Annotated in this window: 16 protein-coding genes; 5 read left to right on the forward strand and 11 right to left on the reverse strand. The window is 40.2% G+C overall.

The window, feature by feature from the left end:
• Positions 1-11: 11 nt before the first annotated feature.
• Positions 12-383 carry a DUF4181 domain-containing protein gene (locus BBH88_RS16530; protein ID WP_065536468.1) on the reverse strand — a complete coding sequence of 124 codons (372 nt, stop codon included), beginning with the start codon at positions 381-383 and terminating at the stop codon, positions 12-14.
• A gap of 424 nt (positions 384-807) precedes the next feature.
• Here BBH88_RS16530 and BBH88_RS16535 point away from each other — a divergent pair, with 424 nt between their 5' ends.
• Positions 808-2,043 (forward strand): AI-2E family transporter, encoded by a 1,236-nt coding sequence (locus BBH88_RS16535; protein WP_238323346.1) that lies wholly within the window; start codon positions 808-810, stop codon positions 2,041-2,043.
• A 43-nt stretch (positions 2,044-2,086) separates the two neighbouring features.
• Here BBH88_RS16535 and BBH88_RS16540 read toward each other — a convergent pair whose 3' ends face one another.
• Positions 2,087-2,509, reverse strand: coding sequence for a MarR family winged helix-turn-helix transcriptional regulator (locus BBH88_RS16540; protein ID WP_065536466.1), 423 nt, complete (start codon positions 2,507-2,509; stop codon positions 2,087-2,089).
• A gap of 112 nt (positions 2,510-2,621) precedes the next feature.
• On the opposite strand from BBH88_RS16540, the gene BBH88_RS16545 reads away from it, so the two are divergent.
• Positions 2,622-3,608, forward strand: coding sequence for a YhdH/YhfP family quinone oxidoreductase (locus BBH88_RS16545; protein ID WP_065536465.1), 987 nt, complete (start codon positions 2,622-2,624; stop codon positions 3,606-3,608).
• Positions 3,609-3,914: 306 nt separating this feature from the next.
• Here BBH88_RS16545 and BBH88_RS16550 read toward each other — a convergent pair whose 3' ends face one another.
• From BBH88_RS16550 to BBH88_RS16560, 3 genes are all read right to left on the reverse strand, one after another.
• Positions 3,915-4,361: a methionine sulfoxide reductase gene (locus BBH88_RS16550; RefSeq protein ID WP_065536464.1), complete on the reverse strand. Its 447-nt coding sequence runs from the start codon at positions 4,359-4,361 to the stop codon at positions 3,915-3,917.
• 136 nt (positions 4,362-4,497) lie between these two features.
• The gene (locus tag BBH88_RS16555; protein ID WP_065536463.1) at positions 4,498-7,392 is read right to left on the reverse strand and encodes a DEAD/DEAH box helicase; all 2,895 of its coding nucleotides are present in this window, start codon (positions 7,390-7,392) and stop codon (positions 4,498-4,500) included.
• 43 nt (positions 7,393-7,435) lie between these two features.
• A complete protein-coding gene (locus tag BBH88_RS16560) occupies positions 7,436-7,828 on the reverse strand; it encodes a (deoxy)nucleoside triphosphate pyrophosphohydrolase (RefSeq protein WP_006831084.1) in 393 nt (130 codons plus the stop codon).
• 269 nt (positions 7,829-8,097) lie between these two features.
• Here BBH88_RS16560 and BBH88_RS16565 point away from each other — a divergent pair, with 269 nt between their 5' ends.
• Together BBH88_RS16565 and BBH88_RS16570 are read left to right on the forward strand one after the other, a co-directional pair.
• Entirely contained in the window at positions 8,098-9,453 is a 1,356-nt protein-coding gene (locus BBH88_RS16565) for a hypothetical protein (RefSeq protein WP_065536462.1), read from the forward strand.
• A gap of 277 nt (positions 9,454-9,730) precedes the next feature.
• Positions 9,731-10,108, forward strand: coding sequence for a hypothetical protein (locus tag BBH88_RS16570; protein ID WP_065536461.1), 378 nt, complete (start codon positions 9,731-9,733; stop codon positions 10,106-10,108).
• Positions 10,109-10,252: 144 nt separating this feature from the next.
• Here the strand turns inward: BBH88_RS16570 and BBH88_RS16575 are convergent, their stop codons facing one another.
• Positions 10,253-11,245: a 2-hydroxyacid dehydrogenase gene (locus BBH88_RS16575; RefSeq protein WP_065536460.1), complete on the reverse strand. Its 993-nt coding sequence runs from the start codon at positions 11,243-11,245 to the stop codon at positions 10,253-10,255.
• Positions 11,246-11,342: 97 nt separating this feature from the next.
• On the opposite strand from BBH88_RS16575, the gene BBH88_RS16580 reads away from it, so the two are divergent.
• Entirely contained in the window at positions 11,343-11,789 is a 447-nt protein-coding gene (locus tag BBH88_RS16580; protein WP_331243669.1) for a nitrilase-related carbon-nitrogen hydrolase, read from the forward strand.
• Between the two features lie 32 nt (positions 11,790-11,821).
• Here BBH88_RS16580 and BBH88_RS16585 read toward each other — a convergent pair whose 3' ends face one another.
• Genes BBH88_RS16585 through BBH88_RS16605 form a run of 5 tightly spaced genes read right to left on the reverse strand, consistent with a single transcriptional unit; the run spans position 11,822 to position 15,570 of the window.
• Positions 11,822-12,445, reverse strand: a complete 624-nt coding sequence (locus BBH88_RS16585; protein ID WP_065536459.1) for a 4Fe-4S single cluster domain-containing protein — start codon at positions 12,443-12,445, stop codon at positions 11,822-11,824.
• Positions 12,445-13,173, reverse strand: a complete 729-nt coding sequence (locus BBH88_RS16590; protein ID WP_065536458.1) for a ComEA family DNA-binding protein — start codon at positions 13,171-13,173, stop codon at positions 12,445-12,447. The genes BBH88_RS16585 and BBH88_RS16590 overlap by 1 nt, the downstream gene beginning before the upstream one ends.
• Positions 13,174-13,175: 2 nt before the next feature.
• On the reverse strand, positions 13,176-13,388 hold the full coding sequence (locus BBH88_RS16595; RefSeq protein ID WP_065536457.1) for a DUF2997 domain-containing protein: 213 nt from the start codon (positions 13,386-13,388) through the stop codon (positions 13,176-13,178).
• 2 nt (positions 13,389-13,390) lie between these two features.
• On the reverse strand, positions 13,391-13,852 hold the full coding sequence (locus tag BBH88_RS16600) for a hypothetical protein (protein WP_065536456.1): 462 nt from the start codon (positions 13,850-13,852) through the stop codon (positions 13,391-13,393).
• 26 nt (positions 13,853-13,878) lie between these two features.
• A complete protein-coding gene (locus BBH88_RS16605) occupies positions 13,879-15,570 on the reverse strand; it encodes an AAA family ATPase (protein WP_083387806.1) in 1,692 nt (563 codons plus the stop codon).
• Positions 15,571-15,785 lie beyond the last annotated feature (215 nt).

The following is a 15,785-nucleotide window of genomic DNA, read 5'->3' on the forward strand; positions in this document are numbered from 1 at the left end:
CTCTTCGACTACTAGCTTACTTGCGATGACACAACCTTAATGAAAGCAACCAAGGCCACTGCCACGACTGAAAAGTAAAGAAGTGACACCTGATACTTTCGTGATCCTTTTAAATACTTCCACTCTAAATAGATTTGTGCAACACTCCCCATAAAGAAAATCAAAAATAGCCAAAAGGCAAATTTCTCTAGCGAACCTTGAATCACTATGGCTAGTGCAATGATCGCAGCTACAGTTAACCAACCATTCCATCGTTCAAATTTATTAACTGGAACCCCCGCTTGTGCTTCTTTATCAATCCCAAAGCGCTTTTTCAAAAACATTCTAAAAAAATGAAAACCGAAAATAACCAGTAGCCAAATAAACAATAAACTTGTATCCATATCTCGTACCTCCTGATCGCTTTCTTATTCTACGAACAAAACAGATAAAAGTTTCGATTATTCTTTTCTTTAACTTGGATGTACAACTGTTTTTCAGACAGCAAGAGTAGGATTGTATGGACTGAATCTTAGTTACCCACAATCTATCCTTTAATAAAGAGTAAGAATTGAAAAATTGCTCATTTATTAAGTGCAACCTTGAATATGTGGATGGTTTCATACACATTTGGGGATAACTTTGTCGTTTCGTCATTCTTTACTACTTATCCACATGTGGATAAAAAAGAATTAGTAGAGGGAAATTCCACTCTATATAGAAGAGTAGAAGAAAACATTTGAGCTGGTGTGAAAATTCCATGATACGGGTATTTTAGACTTATATGTGGACATTATCGCAAAACAGCTTGATGAGAAAGAGGGGGACATGATGGAGCAGGATAAAAACAAAAATGCCTTAAGCCATGCAGCATCCTGGTTTGCGAAATGGGTGCTGAATAACAAAGCGGTATCCATACTGATCATTGTTTTATTGATCTTATTAAATTTACTATTACTGCCTAAAGTCAGCTTCATCTTCCAACCATTTATTGCTTTTTTCGACGTCATGGGGCTGCCGCTAATCATGGCGGGTGTCTTGTATTATTTGCTAAATCCACTCGTCGATTGGATGGAAATGAAGAAATTTCCACGCTCAGCTAGTATTTTAATCGTCTTTGTCGTGATTGCTGGGTTGCTCGCTTGGGGCATTGCCACGTTGATCCCGATTATCCGAGAACAGACAATGAGCTTATTGGAAAACTGGCAAGACTACTTGAACAGCTTTGTTTCTCAAATCGATAGCTTTTTCCAAAGCAATTTGCTATCACAGCTGCAAACGCAGCTAACCGGAGGTACAGACAGCTTATCCACATCCATCACGGATCAGGCGGATAATGTCGTCGGCACGACTGTTACTGGCATTGGCAGTGTCTTTGGTGTCTTGTCAACGACCCTACTTGCCATCATTACGACGCCTTTCATTCTTTTCTATTTGCTGAAGGATGGCCATCATCTGCCTTATCACATCATGAAGCTTGTGCCTTCGAACATGCGCGAACAAAGCTACCTGTTGCTGCGCGAAATGAACTTGCAGATTAGCCAATATATCCGGGGGCAGCTGCTCGTCGCCTTTTTTGTCGGGCTAATGTTCTGGATTGGCTTTAGTATCATTGGGCTCAAATACGCACTGACGCTCGGAATATTGGCAGGAGTTTTAAACCTGATTCCGTTTTTAGGCTCCTTTATCGCTTTCGTTCCCATCGTCATTATTGCCATCGTCGTCCATTCGCCTTTTATGCTCGTTAAAGTACTGATCGTCTTCTTTATCGAGCAGACATTAGAAGGGCGCGTCATTCAGCCGCTTATTCTCGGCAGTAATCTGCAAATCCATCCAATCACCATCATTGCTGTCCTGCTGACCGCGGGTAACCTCTTTGGTATTCCCGGTGTTATTCTCGGAATCCCAGCTTATGCTGTCCTTAAAGTGATTTTGAGTCACCTGTTCAATTGGTACCAAACTTATACTGGACTGTACGCTGATGATTACAACCCAGCACCAAAACCGCTTGTTTCAGAAAAGAAAAAGAAAAAACAGCTGAGTTTGAAAAGAAAATTACGATAAAAAAAGAGCTGCCGAATCCCTCGATTCGGCAGCTCTTTAGCAGTCAATCAAACTCAGATTGTATGATGGTTTCTAGTGATTTCTTTAAAACTTCTTTTTCGCTATCTGACATATCTTGCAAGACCGTCTGATTTAATCTTTCAGTCGTCGCTTCCACGTCTTTTTGAATCGCTACTGACTTTTTGGTGGTGACCACTAAAATGTTTCTGCGGTTTTCAGGATCTATCGAACGTTCAATAAAGCCTGCCTTTTGCATCTTATCTAAAATTCCAGACACTGTCGAAGCTTCTAAATGAATCATGGCACCAATTTGTTTAGGAGATAACTCGCCTTCTCTCCATAGACAATTTAATACCCCATATTGAGCGGGTGTTAAGTCGTATTCTTCTAATAGCTTGCTAAGGTGTTTAAACACTTTGTTTTGGCTAATACTCAGCAAGTAGTTGATGCAGTTATTTAATTCCATCTGATCTCCTCCATATTGACAGTATCCATCTTATCATGTTAGGTTTTGTATTCAAATATTTTTGTCACAGAACTATTCTGCAGAAACAACAAATAGAGAGGGGCAATTATTTATGGATCTTTTCAAAGCGATTCGAGTTAACGAACAAGATGACCAAGTTACGTATGGTTTAGAAGAGGTCACGATCGATGAACTTTCAGAAGGCGAAGTCTTAATCAAAGTTGCCTATTCCTCAATCAATTATAAAGATATGTTAGCTGTTCAGAAAAACACCGGAGTTATCCGCAATTATCCGATGATACCTGGAATCGATTTGAGCGGAACGATCGTTGAGTCAACGGATTCACGCTTCACAGAAGGACAAGAAGTCATTGTCACAGGCTTTGCGATGGGCATGAGCCATACAGGAGGCTTCTCGGAATACGCACGTGTTCCTGCAGACTGGATCGTCCCGTTGCCTAGTAACTTGAGCTTGAAGGACGCTATGGTATTTGGAACAGCTGGATTTACTGCAGCACTTTCTATCGGCGCCTTAGAACAAAACGGTATGGATGCGGCGAACAATCCCCAGATCTTAGTTACCGGTGCAACAGGCGGAGTCGGCAGTATCGCGCTCCAAATCTTATCGAAAATGGGCTTCCAAAACATTTCCGCACTCGTTCGTAAAGAAAACCAAGTCGAAGTCGCAAAATCACTTGGTGCAACAAATGTCGTTTTTGCAGATGAGCTAGGGGAATTGAAAAAGCCATTAAACAAGACCCGATTCGATTACGTCGTGGACACGGTCGGCGGAGATGTGACTTCTGTATTGATTCCTCAACTTGCTTACGACGGCAGTATGAGCATGTGTGGCAACGCCGGCGGTCTTCAGGTGACGACAACCGTATTGCCATTCATTCTTAGAGGTGTAAGCTTATTCGGAATCGATTCGGTCAATGTACCGATCCATAAGCGTGGAGATATTTGGGAGAAGATGGCCAACGAATGGAATATCGCCCAAACGACGTTAACTGACGAAGTAACGCTTGAAGAATTGTCTCACACGATTGATGCCATTAAAAATGGGCAGCATTTAGGAAGAACGATTGTTAAGTTGTAAGATTTTTTAGGGTAAAACGGAAAAAAGCGAAAAGGTTGTTGAGAAACTTTAAACAAGTCGTGGGTTTCCGAAGCTTACCGTTCGCTTTCCGCGGGCTCGTGTCCAAGCCTCCTCAGTCACTTCGTTCCCTGCGGGGTCTCGGCCATCTCGCTATTCCGCAGGAGTCGAGCGGACACTTCTCCAAACCACTTGGTGAAAGTTTTCTTCTTTGAATGTAGCGGGAGGCGAAATGAAAGTACGATAACTATTTCAAAAAACTAAAAAGCGGAAAAGCTCAAATGAGCTTTTCCGCTTTTCGTTTAACTCTTATTTTTTACTCGCTGCTTTCCAGCCAAGCGAACTGCGTGCCCAGCCACCGATTACTGTGCCCATCGCCAACGTCGACGAATCGAACTCCGTGTCTTCCATTAATAAGAGCTGGTGCTGAAATGGCACGAGCAGCTTGTCGAGTACTAGGTTCTCCCGTAGTTTGATGTACTTTTTTGGGCATTTGGGCGAAGTCGAAGCGGCAAACTTCGACCCTCGTTGCACAACAAATTTTGCGCCACGGTAAAACCCTGTTGCATCAGCACCCCGCTTTGACATGACGGAAAAAAGTTCAGGCGATGGCTCCTGCTCTACTTGAAGCTGCAGCATTCCAGACTCAAACGGATCAATGGCTTGTTCCTCGCCAGTTTCAGCGTCCCGCTCTAAGAATTGATAAAGCTCACCTTGTTGTGGGTGCTGAATTTTCTTTACGTAGTACTCCTTCATCTTTTTCTACCTCCTCTAAAGTTTTTTTGGACTTTCTGCTTGATAGCAGGTGCCTTTGTACTTTAGAGATAGCGGAAGAGCGTGAAAAAGGATACATTTTCATCGATATAATTCTCTTTACTAACGGGCGAAGAAATTAATTTTCCTCACTCGCAATGTAATGATACAACTTACTTTCCACAGTATTTTCCAACGCTAAATGCATATGAACTACCGGGATTTCTTTTAGATTTTTGTCCGTCATTAAGGCTTGTTCGATGTTTTCTTTATCTGGAAGAGCTTGACCCAAATAATAAAAATCTCCGCCTTCATCGTCATCTTTTTTGATAAATAAATGAAGATCAATATTATTTTCCGCAGCATCTATTATGGTTTTTACTTCTCCCGACGCTAAGGTGCGATTACTTCTTGTTGACCATTTGAAAATTTCTGGACTAATAAAGCCTTCTGTATAGGCGACGCTCGACTCTACTTCGTCATTTTTGTGGTACGTGACAAAAATTGGACAAGAGCCGTGCTTTGTTTTATAGCCATAAATCGTGGAACTTTCATCACTTGCCCAATTTAATAATCGGCATGCATCTTTACGTGTGTATTTTTTATAAAGCGTTAAAGCCTGATCACATTCGTAGCTTTTGCTCAACTCTTTAGCGCTCATTACTAGGTCAATGAGCATCGCTCGAAAGCTCGCACTCTTCTTCAAGCTTTCTTGAATTTCTTCATTAAAATGAATACCGTTCTCCCCAAAGACCACAAGTGGTTCACTGCCGTATTTTTTACGTGGACCTTGGTTGAAAAAGCTTAAATCCAAGATGCGCTGTACCGAAGCCAAGGTTTCGGAATCGTCCGTGCAATGATGGAACTTTATAGACTGCTCGTAAGTATCCATCGTGACTTGCTCTTTTTCTACTAACAATTCAAGCAGCAGGATCTCATGCAGCCTTTTGCCGTTTAGAATCTCTAAAGAAAGCATCGTCAAAACCTGCTCTTCATAGACAGTTACGAGCGGATCGATTTCTTTAAGCTTCAGTAAAAACTGGTGATACGTTGCGTATTTTTGAACAATCACTAACGGATCGATAGACTTGTGTTGAATAAAATCCTGAAGCTGTGGAATGTGTCCGATTCTGTTTTTCAACTCTATATAAGCTTCTCGAAGAATTTTCATATCACTTAAATTACTCTTTTTAATCGCTGAGAACACACGATTTTTCGCAATTTCTTCAAAATTCACCGTGGAAATTCCTTTGATATAACTTGTGTCTTTCATTCGACGGCGAATAGTGTCCTTGTTTTGTGAACGCTCACCTGACAATGCGACAGGAATGAGGTAATTATTTTTATAATTCCCAATAAAATCAATGATGGTTACGAATTCTTTTGACCCGTGCTTTCGAAGTCCTCGGCCAAGTTGCTGGATAAAAATAATGCTGGACTGCGTTTGTCTTAACATGACTACTTGATTGACACTCGGAATATCGATACCTTCATTGAAAATATCGACAGTTAGAATGTAATCAAGCACACCATTTTCCAATCGATCGACTTGTAAAATGCGTTCTTCTTGTGAATTTTGGCCGGTCAATGCGACGGTTTTTAATCCACGCCGATTCAGCTCTAACGAAAGCTTTTCCGCTTCTTCTTTTCTGCTACAAAACATGAGGCCTCTTACTTTTTCACCGGAATGACCATAATAACCGATCTTTTGTAAAATGTGATCGACCCGTTCTTCTGTTATTAACTTTGAAAAAACGGTCGCTTCGTCAATCACGCCTTCTTCATACTCAACATCTGTTACCCCAAAATAATGAAACGGGCAAAGCATGTCTTCTTCTAACGCTTCTTGTAAGCGAATCTCATACGCTACGTTATAGTCGAATAGCTCATATACATTAAAATCATCGGTCCGTTCCGGTGTTGCCGTCATGCCCATGAGAAACTTCGGCTGGAAATGCTCGATCACTTTCTGATACGACTTAGCTCCCGCTTTATGCACTTCATCAATCAAAATATAGTCAAAAGCCTGCGGATCTAGTTGATTGAGCGTTGCTTCTTTTGAGATCGTTTGAATCGTTGCAAACAAATAACGCGCATCTGTCTCTCTTAAATTACCAGAAAGAATACCGAAATCAGTTTCAACTCCGCCTAGTATTCGAATAAAGTCCGACTTTGCTTTTTGAAGAATTTGCTCTCTGTGAACGATAAACAACATTCTTTTCGGAGCAAAACTTCGCACATCAAATGCCGATAAATAGGTTTTCCCAGTCCCAGTAGCAGAAATTACCAAGCCTTTGTCATTTCCAGCTTCACGTACTGCCTCTATTTCTTGAAGAGCGGCGACCTGCATTTTATTTGGCTTGATGTTGACGGCTTCTTTTAAAGGGTTTTCTGTATATACCTCTGGAAATTCAGCCACATTTTTTAATTCTTTGCGGTATTCAATCGGTATGTATGATAATTCATAACTTGCAATCCACTGTTCTGTCAGCGGTTGCGCACTTTCCCAAACCTCTTCGAATTGCTGATAAAAGTGATGGACCAATTCTCCATTTTCATGTGAACTTAATTTCACATTCCATTCATAGTTCACTTTTAATGCTTGTGCCGTTAAATTAGAGCTCCCGACGATCAAAGTTTGATGCGTTTCATGCGAAAAGATATAGCCCTTCGAATGAAAGCCTTTCATGCTTGATAAGCGGACTTCTACATTATTGATTTTCATGAGTTCTTTGAACACTTTAGGCTGATTGAAATTTAAAAATGTCGAAGTTAAAATTCTACCTTTTATTCCTTTTCGGTCAAGATCCGATAAATGAGTTTTTAACGTCGCCAAACCGCTTTCTGTCACGAATGCTACAGAAAAGAGAAATGATTGACAGCTACCCAACTCTTCCGTAATGGAATTCAATACAGTCTCGTTTGTTTTCGTGTTATTGACCAGCAAAGTCGGCTTGAAGCGTTCACCGCTCGGTTTTGCTTGATCGATGAAACCTTTGTATAGAGAGTCTTCTAAATTCTGTAGAAAATTCATTTTCGTCCCTCGCTTCTTTCAACTAATTCTCTTATTCCTGAGCTTAATACGTCTGTTTTAATTTCTGTATTGCTGGGATATCTGCCGGTGCCCATTCTAGCTTCTCTAGTTCATGCGCTTCTAACCACTCGATTGCGGTGTGCTCGGTTAGCACTGGAGTACCTTCGACTAACTGGCAGTAAAACGTAGTCAAATGAACAACCCCGAATTCGTATTCATACACCGTATGCTCTAACTGCTCCCCAATTTCAACGTGGCAGTGCATTTCTTCTTGGATTTCTCTTTGTAACGCTGCTTGAGGAGTTTCAGTTTCCTCTATTTTCCCTCCAGGAAATTCCCACAGACCAGGTAAGCTTTTGTCCATTCCTCTCTGTGCACATAAAATTTTCTTGCCGCTTGTGATAATTGCTCCGACTACGTAGATATCTTTTTTCACAGCCTTCTTCACCTACTTCTCAAAACTTAAAGTTATTTACAATTCTCAAACTTTTAATTCCCTTTATTCTAACATTTCCTATTCAAGATATATTCTTCTTTATAGTTTAAAATGCTCCTTAGCTAAATTACTTCCCTGACTATTAGAAAATCCGACTTTCACAGGGGATGCTAACGAAATAGTTTAGAGCAACATTAAAGACGCCCCAGAAATTTTCTGTCAAACTAAGTAAAACTGTTCTTTAGTGTCTTTCAAAAGGAGTTCTGTATATGAAACCAACCTTCCGCCCCCTCAGCACTCTGCTTATGGGTGGAACTTATTTGCTGTCTATCTTTATTTCTTTTCCTTACGCAGCCTTCTTGATCAGCCTGTTCGCGTTATTCGTCCTCGTCTCTTATTTTCCATACCTTCCACGGACGCCGAAGATCCTGATTTCGGTGTTGCTCGTTGCGGGGATATTGATGGACGCCAGTGGCAATGGATTGCGGGAATTTTTTCTTGCGCTTCAGACCAACGCTAACCTTCTGGCGATTTTCATCTTTGTGCCCTTGCTTTCGATTCCGATTCAGCAAGGACAGTATTTAAAGTACATAGAAGTCATTTTTGCCTATTACATCAAAAAGACGCATCACCTTTACCTGTTCACAACAGTAGCTGCCGGCAGTGTCGGCGCCGTCATGAATGTCGGAACTCTTCCAATTCTCTACGACCTGACAAACACCCCCTCATTCAAGCCGTTTGACGAAGTGCGCTTGAAGGCTTTGAGCAGAGGCTTTGTGATGGCTTTCATGTGGTCGCCTTATTTCATTTCCATGGCATTGGTGCTTTCCTATTTTGATGTTACTTGGCTGCAGCTTTTCCCAATTGGCCTCGCTGTCACGGTGATCATGATGGGAATCGGATTTCTGCAAGAACGCAAAAACAGCAGCACTATTCCAGAAGCTGTTACTACCCAAAATCCGGTGACACTCGGAGCAGCTAAGCGAAAAGTGCTTGAGCTCGCTCTTATCTTACTGGCTGTTACCGCCGTCATCCTGGTTACCGAAAGCCTGACTGACTTGTCGGTACTGACCATCATTCCACTAGCTGCAATTGTCGTCTCTGCCATATGGTCATTGTTAATAGGCCCTCCGCGCGAACTTTTTCAGAGTTTTCAAGAATATGTTCGCGGCAAAGTCCCTTCAATGGGCAATGAATTATCGATTTTCATCATTGCCGGCGCTTTTGGTACAGCTCTCTTGAATAATGGAGCTGATGATTGGATCCGCTATCTTTTGGAAACCTTGAATATCACCCATGTTCTGATTCTGATTCCGGTCCTGGCATTGCTGATGACCATTCCTGCATGGGTTGGTGTTCACCCAATTATTACAGCAGCTATTCTTGCTATCACTTTGAGCAACTCTCCGCTGTTTGCGGATGACCACCTGTATTTGAGCCTTGGATTGCTGGCGGGCTGGATGCTCGCCATTCTGTCTTCTCCGTTTTCGGGACTCAATTTACTGCTTGCGGCCATTAGCCGAAAGACGTCAGTTCGTATCGCATTCAAGCTAAATCTTAAATTCGCCCTGCTGGTCTGGATTGTTTGCTATTTGGTGATAGCAGCCTTATACGTCATTCTTTGAGTGCATAATGGATTACAGCGTGGAACTAGTCGACCCTTCGTTGAAATGGCTACTATCTAAAGTCTTAAAGAAACAACCGCACATAATTCGAGTTTTATGTAACGATAACCTTCATCTCTTGAAAGCCCTTAGCATTTATTTTATGATTGAAGATGCCTTTTCACCTTAAATCGCATACACAAAAACCAATTTTTCTCATCCCCTGTCATGTCGAATCTACTTTGTTACACTAAGGGAAAGGCTGAACTACTATGCCAGCATCGAAAGGATTTTTATTTTGAAAACGTATTGGCTAATCGTTACCGTATTACTGGTCAATTTATCTTCACTTCTGGTGAATGACTATTTCCCAGGGACGCTTGCTGCGCTTGGTATTCCTCCGTGGATTCTTTTTGCGGTTATTGCGCTCATGGTCTTACTGAGCGCACTGACTCTTAAAACCCGACGAGAGAAAAAGCGCTATATGATCATCTTCCCTGTCTTGATGATTGCGGTGCCCGTACTTGTGCTCGCCGTCTCGGCGGCGCTTGGGGGAGAACCTAATAACAGCATTTCACTCACGAGTCCATCCTTGTGGATTGGCGCTGCAGTGACACTATGGTTTTTCTGGCTCGAATATGTTCGAGCTTCCAGAAAAGAAGCCGAGGATACGTAAAGTCTATCCACTAGAAAAGCTAGGTTCGCACTGAGATTCTTTATAATTATTCTGCATCCACCCAAAAGGCCAAAGAAGCTCAGACGACTTCTTTGGCCTTTTTGCATGAAGTTAGATTGTTTTATTTATCTGGCGATTTAACTGCTAGGCCCACTTCCCCAACAGCCCCTGCAATTCTTTAACTACGTTTTGAGGAACTCCACCTGTCACAACCGCAACCAAATTCTCTGCCGCTTGCATCAGCATTGCTGCACGGGTTTGTTCTGTGGCGGACCCGATATGTGGCAGAGCGACGACTTGCTCCATCTGCAAGAGTGGATTTTCCGGTGAGACTAGTTCTTGTTCAAAAACATCAAGTCCTGCTCCACGAATTTCTCCTGTTTCTAAAGCTCGGATCAAAGCCTCTTCGTCCACCACTGCCCCTCTAGCACAGTTGATCAAAATCGCATTGCCCTTCATCTGTTTAAACTGCTTTTCACCCATCAAGTGGTGAGTTTCAGGAGTCAGTGGCACAATCAACACAACAAAATCGGATTTTTTTAGAAGTGTTTCCAGCTCGCTGTAGACGATGCCGTATTTTTCTTCGAGCTCAAGCTTGGGAGTTCTGCTATTGTAAAGGACGTCCATTTCAAAACCGAATTTGGCTCTTCTAGCAATTTTCTCACCAATGCGGCCCACTCCGATAATGCCCATGGTGGCGTGATGGACATCGACGCCGAATAACTGCTGGGACTTTGTTTGCGTGTCCCATTTTCCTTGCTTGACGAAATTATTCAGTTCAGGCACACGTCTTGCAGTAGCCAGCATCAAGCTAAATGCCAAATCTGCTACCGTTTCATCCAGCACGACAGGCGTATGCGTACCAAGTACGTGGTACTGTTTCATGGCTTCTAAGTCAAAGGAATCGTAGCTGACTGCTGAATTGCTGACAATTTTTAAATGAGGCGCTTGCTCTAGCAGCTCATTTGTAATAGGTGCATGCTGCACGAGCACTCCTTCCACGTTCTTTATTTCTTCCATTAAAACATCTAGCGGAATCGATCCTTCTCCTTGCCATTTCTTATAGTCGCAGTGCTCGCCAATATATTCTTCTACTCTTTTTGAAATAGGTCTGGCAATATAAACTTTCGGCTTCATTTGGCGCCTACTTTACTAAGTGTGATCTTTAGCTTATTTAGTTATAAGAATATTATAACAATGATAGAATTGACTAAGATAGGAAAGGATGAAATAGATGGAAAAATCCACTAACTTCAAAGTAGCCGTCGTCCAAGCTGGTTCTGAAATCATGGACAAAGAAAAAGGCGTCGCCAAAACGGTCCGCTTGATTCAAGAAGCAGCCACTCAACAAGCTAAAATTACCGTCTTCCCAGAAGCGTTCATTCCTGCTTATCCGCGGGGCATGTCGTTTGGTGCAGTCGTTGGCAGCCGTACCCCGGAAGGCCGTAAAGATTTCCGGCGGTATTGGGACAACTCCATCACTGCACCCGGTCCTGAAACAGAAGCGATTGGGGAAGCAGCGAAACAAGCTGAAGCTTACGTCGTAATCGGCGTCATCGAAAAAGACTCGACCGGTAGCCAAGGCACCTTGTATTGCACAGCCTTATTTTTCGGACCCGATGGCTATATGCATAAGTTCGTAAAGATAATAATTTTTGCTTCTATAGGTAGTCAAGCTTAATTAAATTTGATGCTTATCGTTGAGGAATTTTTTTACTTCTTATTTTTTATTCTCTTAAAGTCATTGGCATCAAACAATTCCTCTAAATTCCGCTGAGTTATCATACCATTAACAGATACGGACCCATCTTTCGAAACACGAACTTCGACTTTATTATCAATATCAATTATTTTTTTTTCTAAGTGACGATAACGTACCGTTAAAAAATGATAGCGTTGATTTGATGATCCAACCCATGGACGACTCAAATCTAATTGTTTCTGCACAAAAGGTCCATCAATCAATAAATCGGCAGAGGCTAGTAATTTTTGACATTCTGTTTTTTTTCTTAAATCCTCAATTAGATAGCCCGAAAAAGTCATGACCGACAATCCTAATTTACGGACCATTTCAGCAAGATTCCCCAGCGCTTCTGGCTGATCAAAGGGTTCGCCACCAAGAAATGTGACCCCTTCTATATTGTTCTCTTTTTGACTTTTCTTAATTTCTTTATACAACTGTTCAACGCTTACTTTTTCGCCGTTTTCTTTCGCCCACGTCCAAGGTACACCACAACCTTCACAACGTATCGAACAGCCCTGAACCCATAGACAAAAACGCTTTCCAGGTCCTTCAACAGTAGTTACAGGCAAATAGCGATGAATAATCAATTCCATTAAAAATCCACTATCCTTCCTTCTGTCTTTTTCACTTGATGTTCAGTGGGGGGAATCTCTGAAAAGACAATATGCGACTTTATTTTTTCCGCTAAGTGAGGTTTAACAGAAAGTGTTTGAATAAAGTGTTCAAAAGATTTAAATCCATTCTCTTGGCTTCTCACCATCACTATTTTTGAAGCAAATATACTTCCAACGCCAGGAACTTCAGCAATTTCACTCTCTAAGGCAGTATTAATATCTATTTCTTGCTTCTTTGCAGTTCTCTCATTAACTTTATTGCTTTCTACCTTGACTGATTGTTCCTGCGAAGCGATTGGTACCCTCTTCTCAGCTTTCATATTAGAAGTTGTATAACTAGTATCTGCTCTACCATACTCTCTAGCAATAGTTTCCTTTAGTTTATTAAGTTCACTATTTTCGAATCCTGAAGTTTGCATCGCTTCAAGTCTTAATAAATACTCTGTTCTGATTTTAAAAACGTGAAAGATAGAAACAAGCCAACTAATTATAAAAATCCCTGTAAATGCACCTTCTGCTAAGGCAAATAGAATAAAAAATATTGAATAAACAATTCCTGCTCTAAACCATTTTTTTTGCTTCACTTTTCTAGAAATATAGAAGAAAGACACATAATTTAAAAATCCAAGTGTCAATAAAGTCCAGAGTATCCAAAGTGAATTTCTGTATTCCCATGCTTTCCCCTTAGAAGTTAACGATGACGCCATTATTATTCCCCCTTTATCTTCAAGATTTGATTATTGGAATTTTTTAATTCTGTTTCAAAATATTCTACAGTGTAATCAGAATCTACTGTTTCTGCATCCAGTAACTCTTCCAATATCTCAATAACCGACAAACATTCTTCACCCTTCATTCCTATCGTTTCAGCAAAAAATTTACCATCTTCAGTTATTCTGATTTGAATTTTTTTATTCTTCATTATTAACCCCCGTCTCTCATACTATTCACATTAAACGTTAGCAGAATAGAGCGGTCCCCTTGTATTTCCTCTGATTCTAAATCTAAGCCTTTTTGTTCTGCTCGCTGTAAAAGCTTTCGATAAGTCTCTTGTTGAATTGCATATTTATATTCTTCATTTACATTTTCAATAAACTCCAGTGCCGCTTTGGTTGCTACGCTATTATCAAAGACTGCTTCAAAAACTCCATTTCCATCTAATTGGAAGTGAATTTTGATATCTCCGATTTCAGTTAAATAATTTTTTTGATTCAGATTTTTCACTTCACAACCATATTGTTCTATTGCTTGCTTCAAAAGATGTTCTCTCTTCATTACAGTTTTGATTTTATATGTCTTTTCTTGCCCCTTACTTCTTTCTATCCTTTCACCGACTGATTGTACTACTGCAATGCCAATAGGAATCAATATCAATTCTATACTCATTACCTTCTCCTCCTTCCATAAGCAGTTTAAAAGTCAATTGTACGACCACCACGAGAAGATTTTACATCAACATTACTATCACTTACATCGCTACTCTCTGAATAGTCTCTTCGATCCTCTTGAGGAGTTGCTGCAACTGCCCTGACACTTGCCCAGTCACGAATTGCTTTAATATGCTCTGCCTGAGTAATTGAAAGAGGAACAAATTGCCTACACACTTTTTGGAAATCAACTAATCTCACACTTCGTTCTTCGTAAAACGCTTCAAATAAACCATCAATTACTACTTGCTCAATTTCGGCACCTACAAATCCTTCCGTTAAACTTGCTAGGTTATGCAGAACTTCAACTGAAATTTTAAAATCACCTATTACTTTATAGTTTTTTAACCGTTTATTCAGATGTACTCTAAAGATTTCTATCCTTTCACGAAATGTTGGTAAATCTACAAAGAAAATTTCATCAAATCTTCCTTTACGTAACATTTCCGGAGGTAAAGAAGATATATTATTAGCAGTTGCGATAACAAATACAGCTTTTTCCTTTTCTTGCATCCAAGTCAAGAACTGACCAAAAATACGCGAGCTTGTTCCGCTATCTCCTTGTGAATTTAGTCCACTAAATCCCTTTTCAATTTCGTCAATCCACAATATACACGGAGCTATTGCTTCTGCTGTGTTAATTGCTTTTCTCATATTCTCTTCGCTACTTCCTACTATTCCACTGAATATCTTTCCTATATCAAGTCTAAGTAGTGGAAGCTGCCAAGTTTCACTTATCGCTTTGCTAATGAGACTCTTTCCACATCCCGGAACTCCTGTTATTAAAACTCCACTAGGCGCAGGAAGACCATACACTTGAGCAGATTCAAACCAAGAATTATTTCTTTTACGAAGCCACCTTTTTAAATTCTCCAATCCCCCCACATCAGCCATGTTTAGACTGTTTGTTACAAATTCTAAGATTCCGGTTTTCTTAATAATTTGTTCTTTTTCTTCTAAAATTATATCTACATCACTAATAGTAAGTTTTCCATTTTCAACCATAGCTCTAGCAAAAGCATTTTCTGCTTCTGATAATGTAAGGCCCAATGCTGCTTTTACTATCTTTTCTTTTTCTTCTTCATTTAAATTGACTTCAATCCGGCCACTAATTTGATTAATTTCAATCATTTCATTTAGAGTAGCTTTAATTTCTGTAAAAGTTGGGAGATTGAAATCTACAATCGTTATATCCTTTTCTAAATCAATAGGTAATTTTAATATGGGAGAAAGAAAAACTACATTTTTCGGGTTTGGGCTTTGTTTCAAACTGGTAACTATGTCTCTAAGTTTTCGTATGATTTGTAAGTCTGGATGCCTCCCTAAATCACCAAAATAAACATGGAAATCCTGTAATACAAAAATAGCTGGATCTTCATACTGTTCGATATATTCCAAAGCTTTTAAGGGAGCCTTGGTCCCTATACTATCTTTCGACTCGGAAATACCCTCGGTAACTTTCCACGTTATTACTTTTCGAGTAGTTTTTATTAATTCATGGTTAGAGGCAATTGAAGATATCAATGCCAAAGCCCTATCTTCTTCCCACGTCGCTAAATACAGAAATGGAAATCGAGCCTTAAAAAGATTAGCCATTAACTTAGTTTTTCCAGATTCCAAATCATTCTTTACGTACTGCTTTTCAGTGTCTATTTTTATTAGATTTATTTCACTCATAATTTTCCCCCTTATCTATTTAAGACTATTTGCATGTTATCAGCTTGCTAAGACACAATACTTCTGATGAAATTAAACAAAAAATGATATAGCTATACATATGATTTAGTTACAATCCTATTTTATATTATTTTCTTTATTAATACTTTTAAATAATGATTTAAAAGTCGCAGTATCAATACTACGAAATGTCGAAATCAATTAATATTACATAA

Origin of the sequence: Planococcus antarcticus DSM 14505 (assembly GCF_001687565.2) — a bacterium.
Lineage (GTDB): Bacteria > Bacillota > Bacilli > Bacillales_A > Planococcaceae > Planococcus > Planococcus antarcticus.

Bases quoted from the DNA above. Each gene is read 5' to 3' on its own strand.
- BBH88_RS16530 (WP_065536468.1), bottom strand. From the start codon at position 383: ATGGATACAAGTTTATTGTTTATTTGGCTACTGGTTATTTTCGGTTTT.
- BBH88_RS16535 (WP_238323346.1), top strand. From the start codon at position 808: ATGATGGAGCAGGATAAAAACAAAAATGCCTTAAGCCATGCAGCATCC.
- BBH88_RS16540 (WP_065536466.1), bottom strand. From the start codon at position 2,509: ATGGAATTAAATAACTGCATCAACTACTTGCTGAGTATTAGCCAAAAC.
- BBH88_RS16545 (WP_065536465.1), top strand. From the start codon at position 2,622: ATGGATCTTTTCAAAGCGATTCGAGTTAACGAACAAGATGACCAAGTT.
- BBH88_RS16550 (WP_065536464.1), bottom strand. From the start codon at position 4,361: ATGAAGGAGTACTACGTAAAGAAAATTCAGCACCCACAACAAGGTGAG.
- BBH88_RS16555 (WP_065536463.1), bottom strand. From the start codon at position 7,392: ATGAATTTTCTACAGAATTTAGAAGACTCTCTATACAAAGGTTTCATC.
- BBH88_RS16565 (WP_065536462.1), top strand. From the start codon at position 8,098: ATGAAACCAACCTTCCGCCCCCTCAGCACTCTGCTTATGGGTGGAACT.
- BBH88_RS16575 (WP_065536460.1), bottom strand. From the start codon at position 11,245: ATGAAGCCGAAAGTTTATATTGCCAGACCTATTTCAAAAAGAGTAGAA.
- BBH88_RS16580 (WP_331243669.1), top strand. From the start codon at position 11,343: ATGGAAAAATCCACTAACTTCAAAGTAGCCGTCGTCCAAGCTGGTTCT.
- BBH88_RS16585 (WP_065536459.1), bottom strand. From the start codon at position 12,445: ATGGAATTGATTATTCATCGCTATTTGCCTGTAACTACTGTTGAAGGA.
- BBH88_RS16590 (WP_065536458.1), bottom strand. From the start codon at position 13,173: ATGGCGTCATCGTTAACTTCTAAGGGGAAAGCATGGGAATACAGAAAT.
- BBH88_RS16595 (WP_065536457.1), bottom strand. From the start codon at position 13,388: ATGAAGAATAAAAAAATTCAAATCAGAATAACTGAAGATGGTAAATTT.
- BBH88_RS16600 (WP_065536456.1), bottom strand. From the start codon at position 13,852: ATGAGTATAGAATTGATATTGATTCCTATTGGCATTGCAGTAGTACAA.
- BBH88_RS16605 (WP_083387806.1), bottom strand. From the start codon at position 15,570: ATGAGTGAAATAAATCTAATAAAAATAGACACTGAAAAGCAGTACGTA.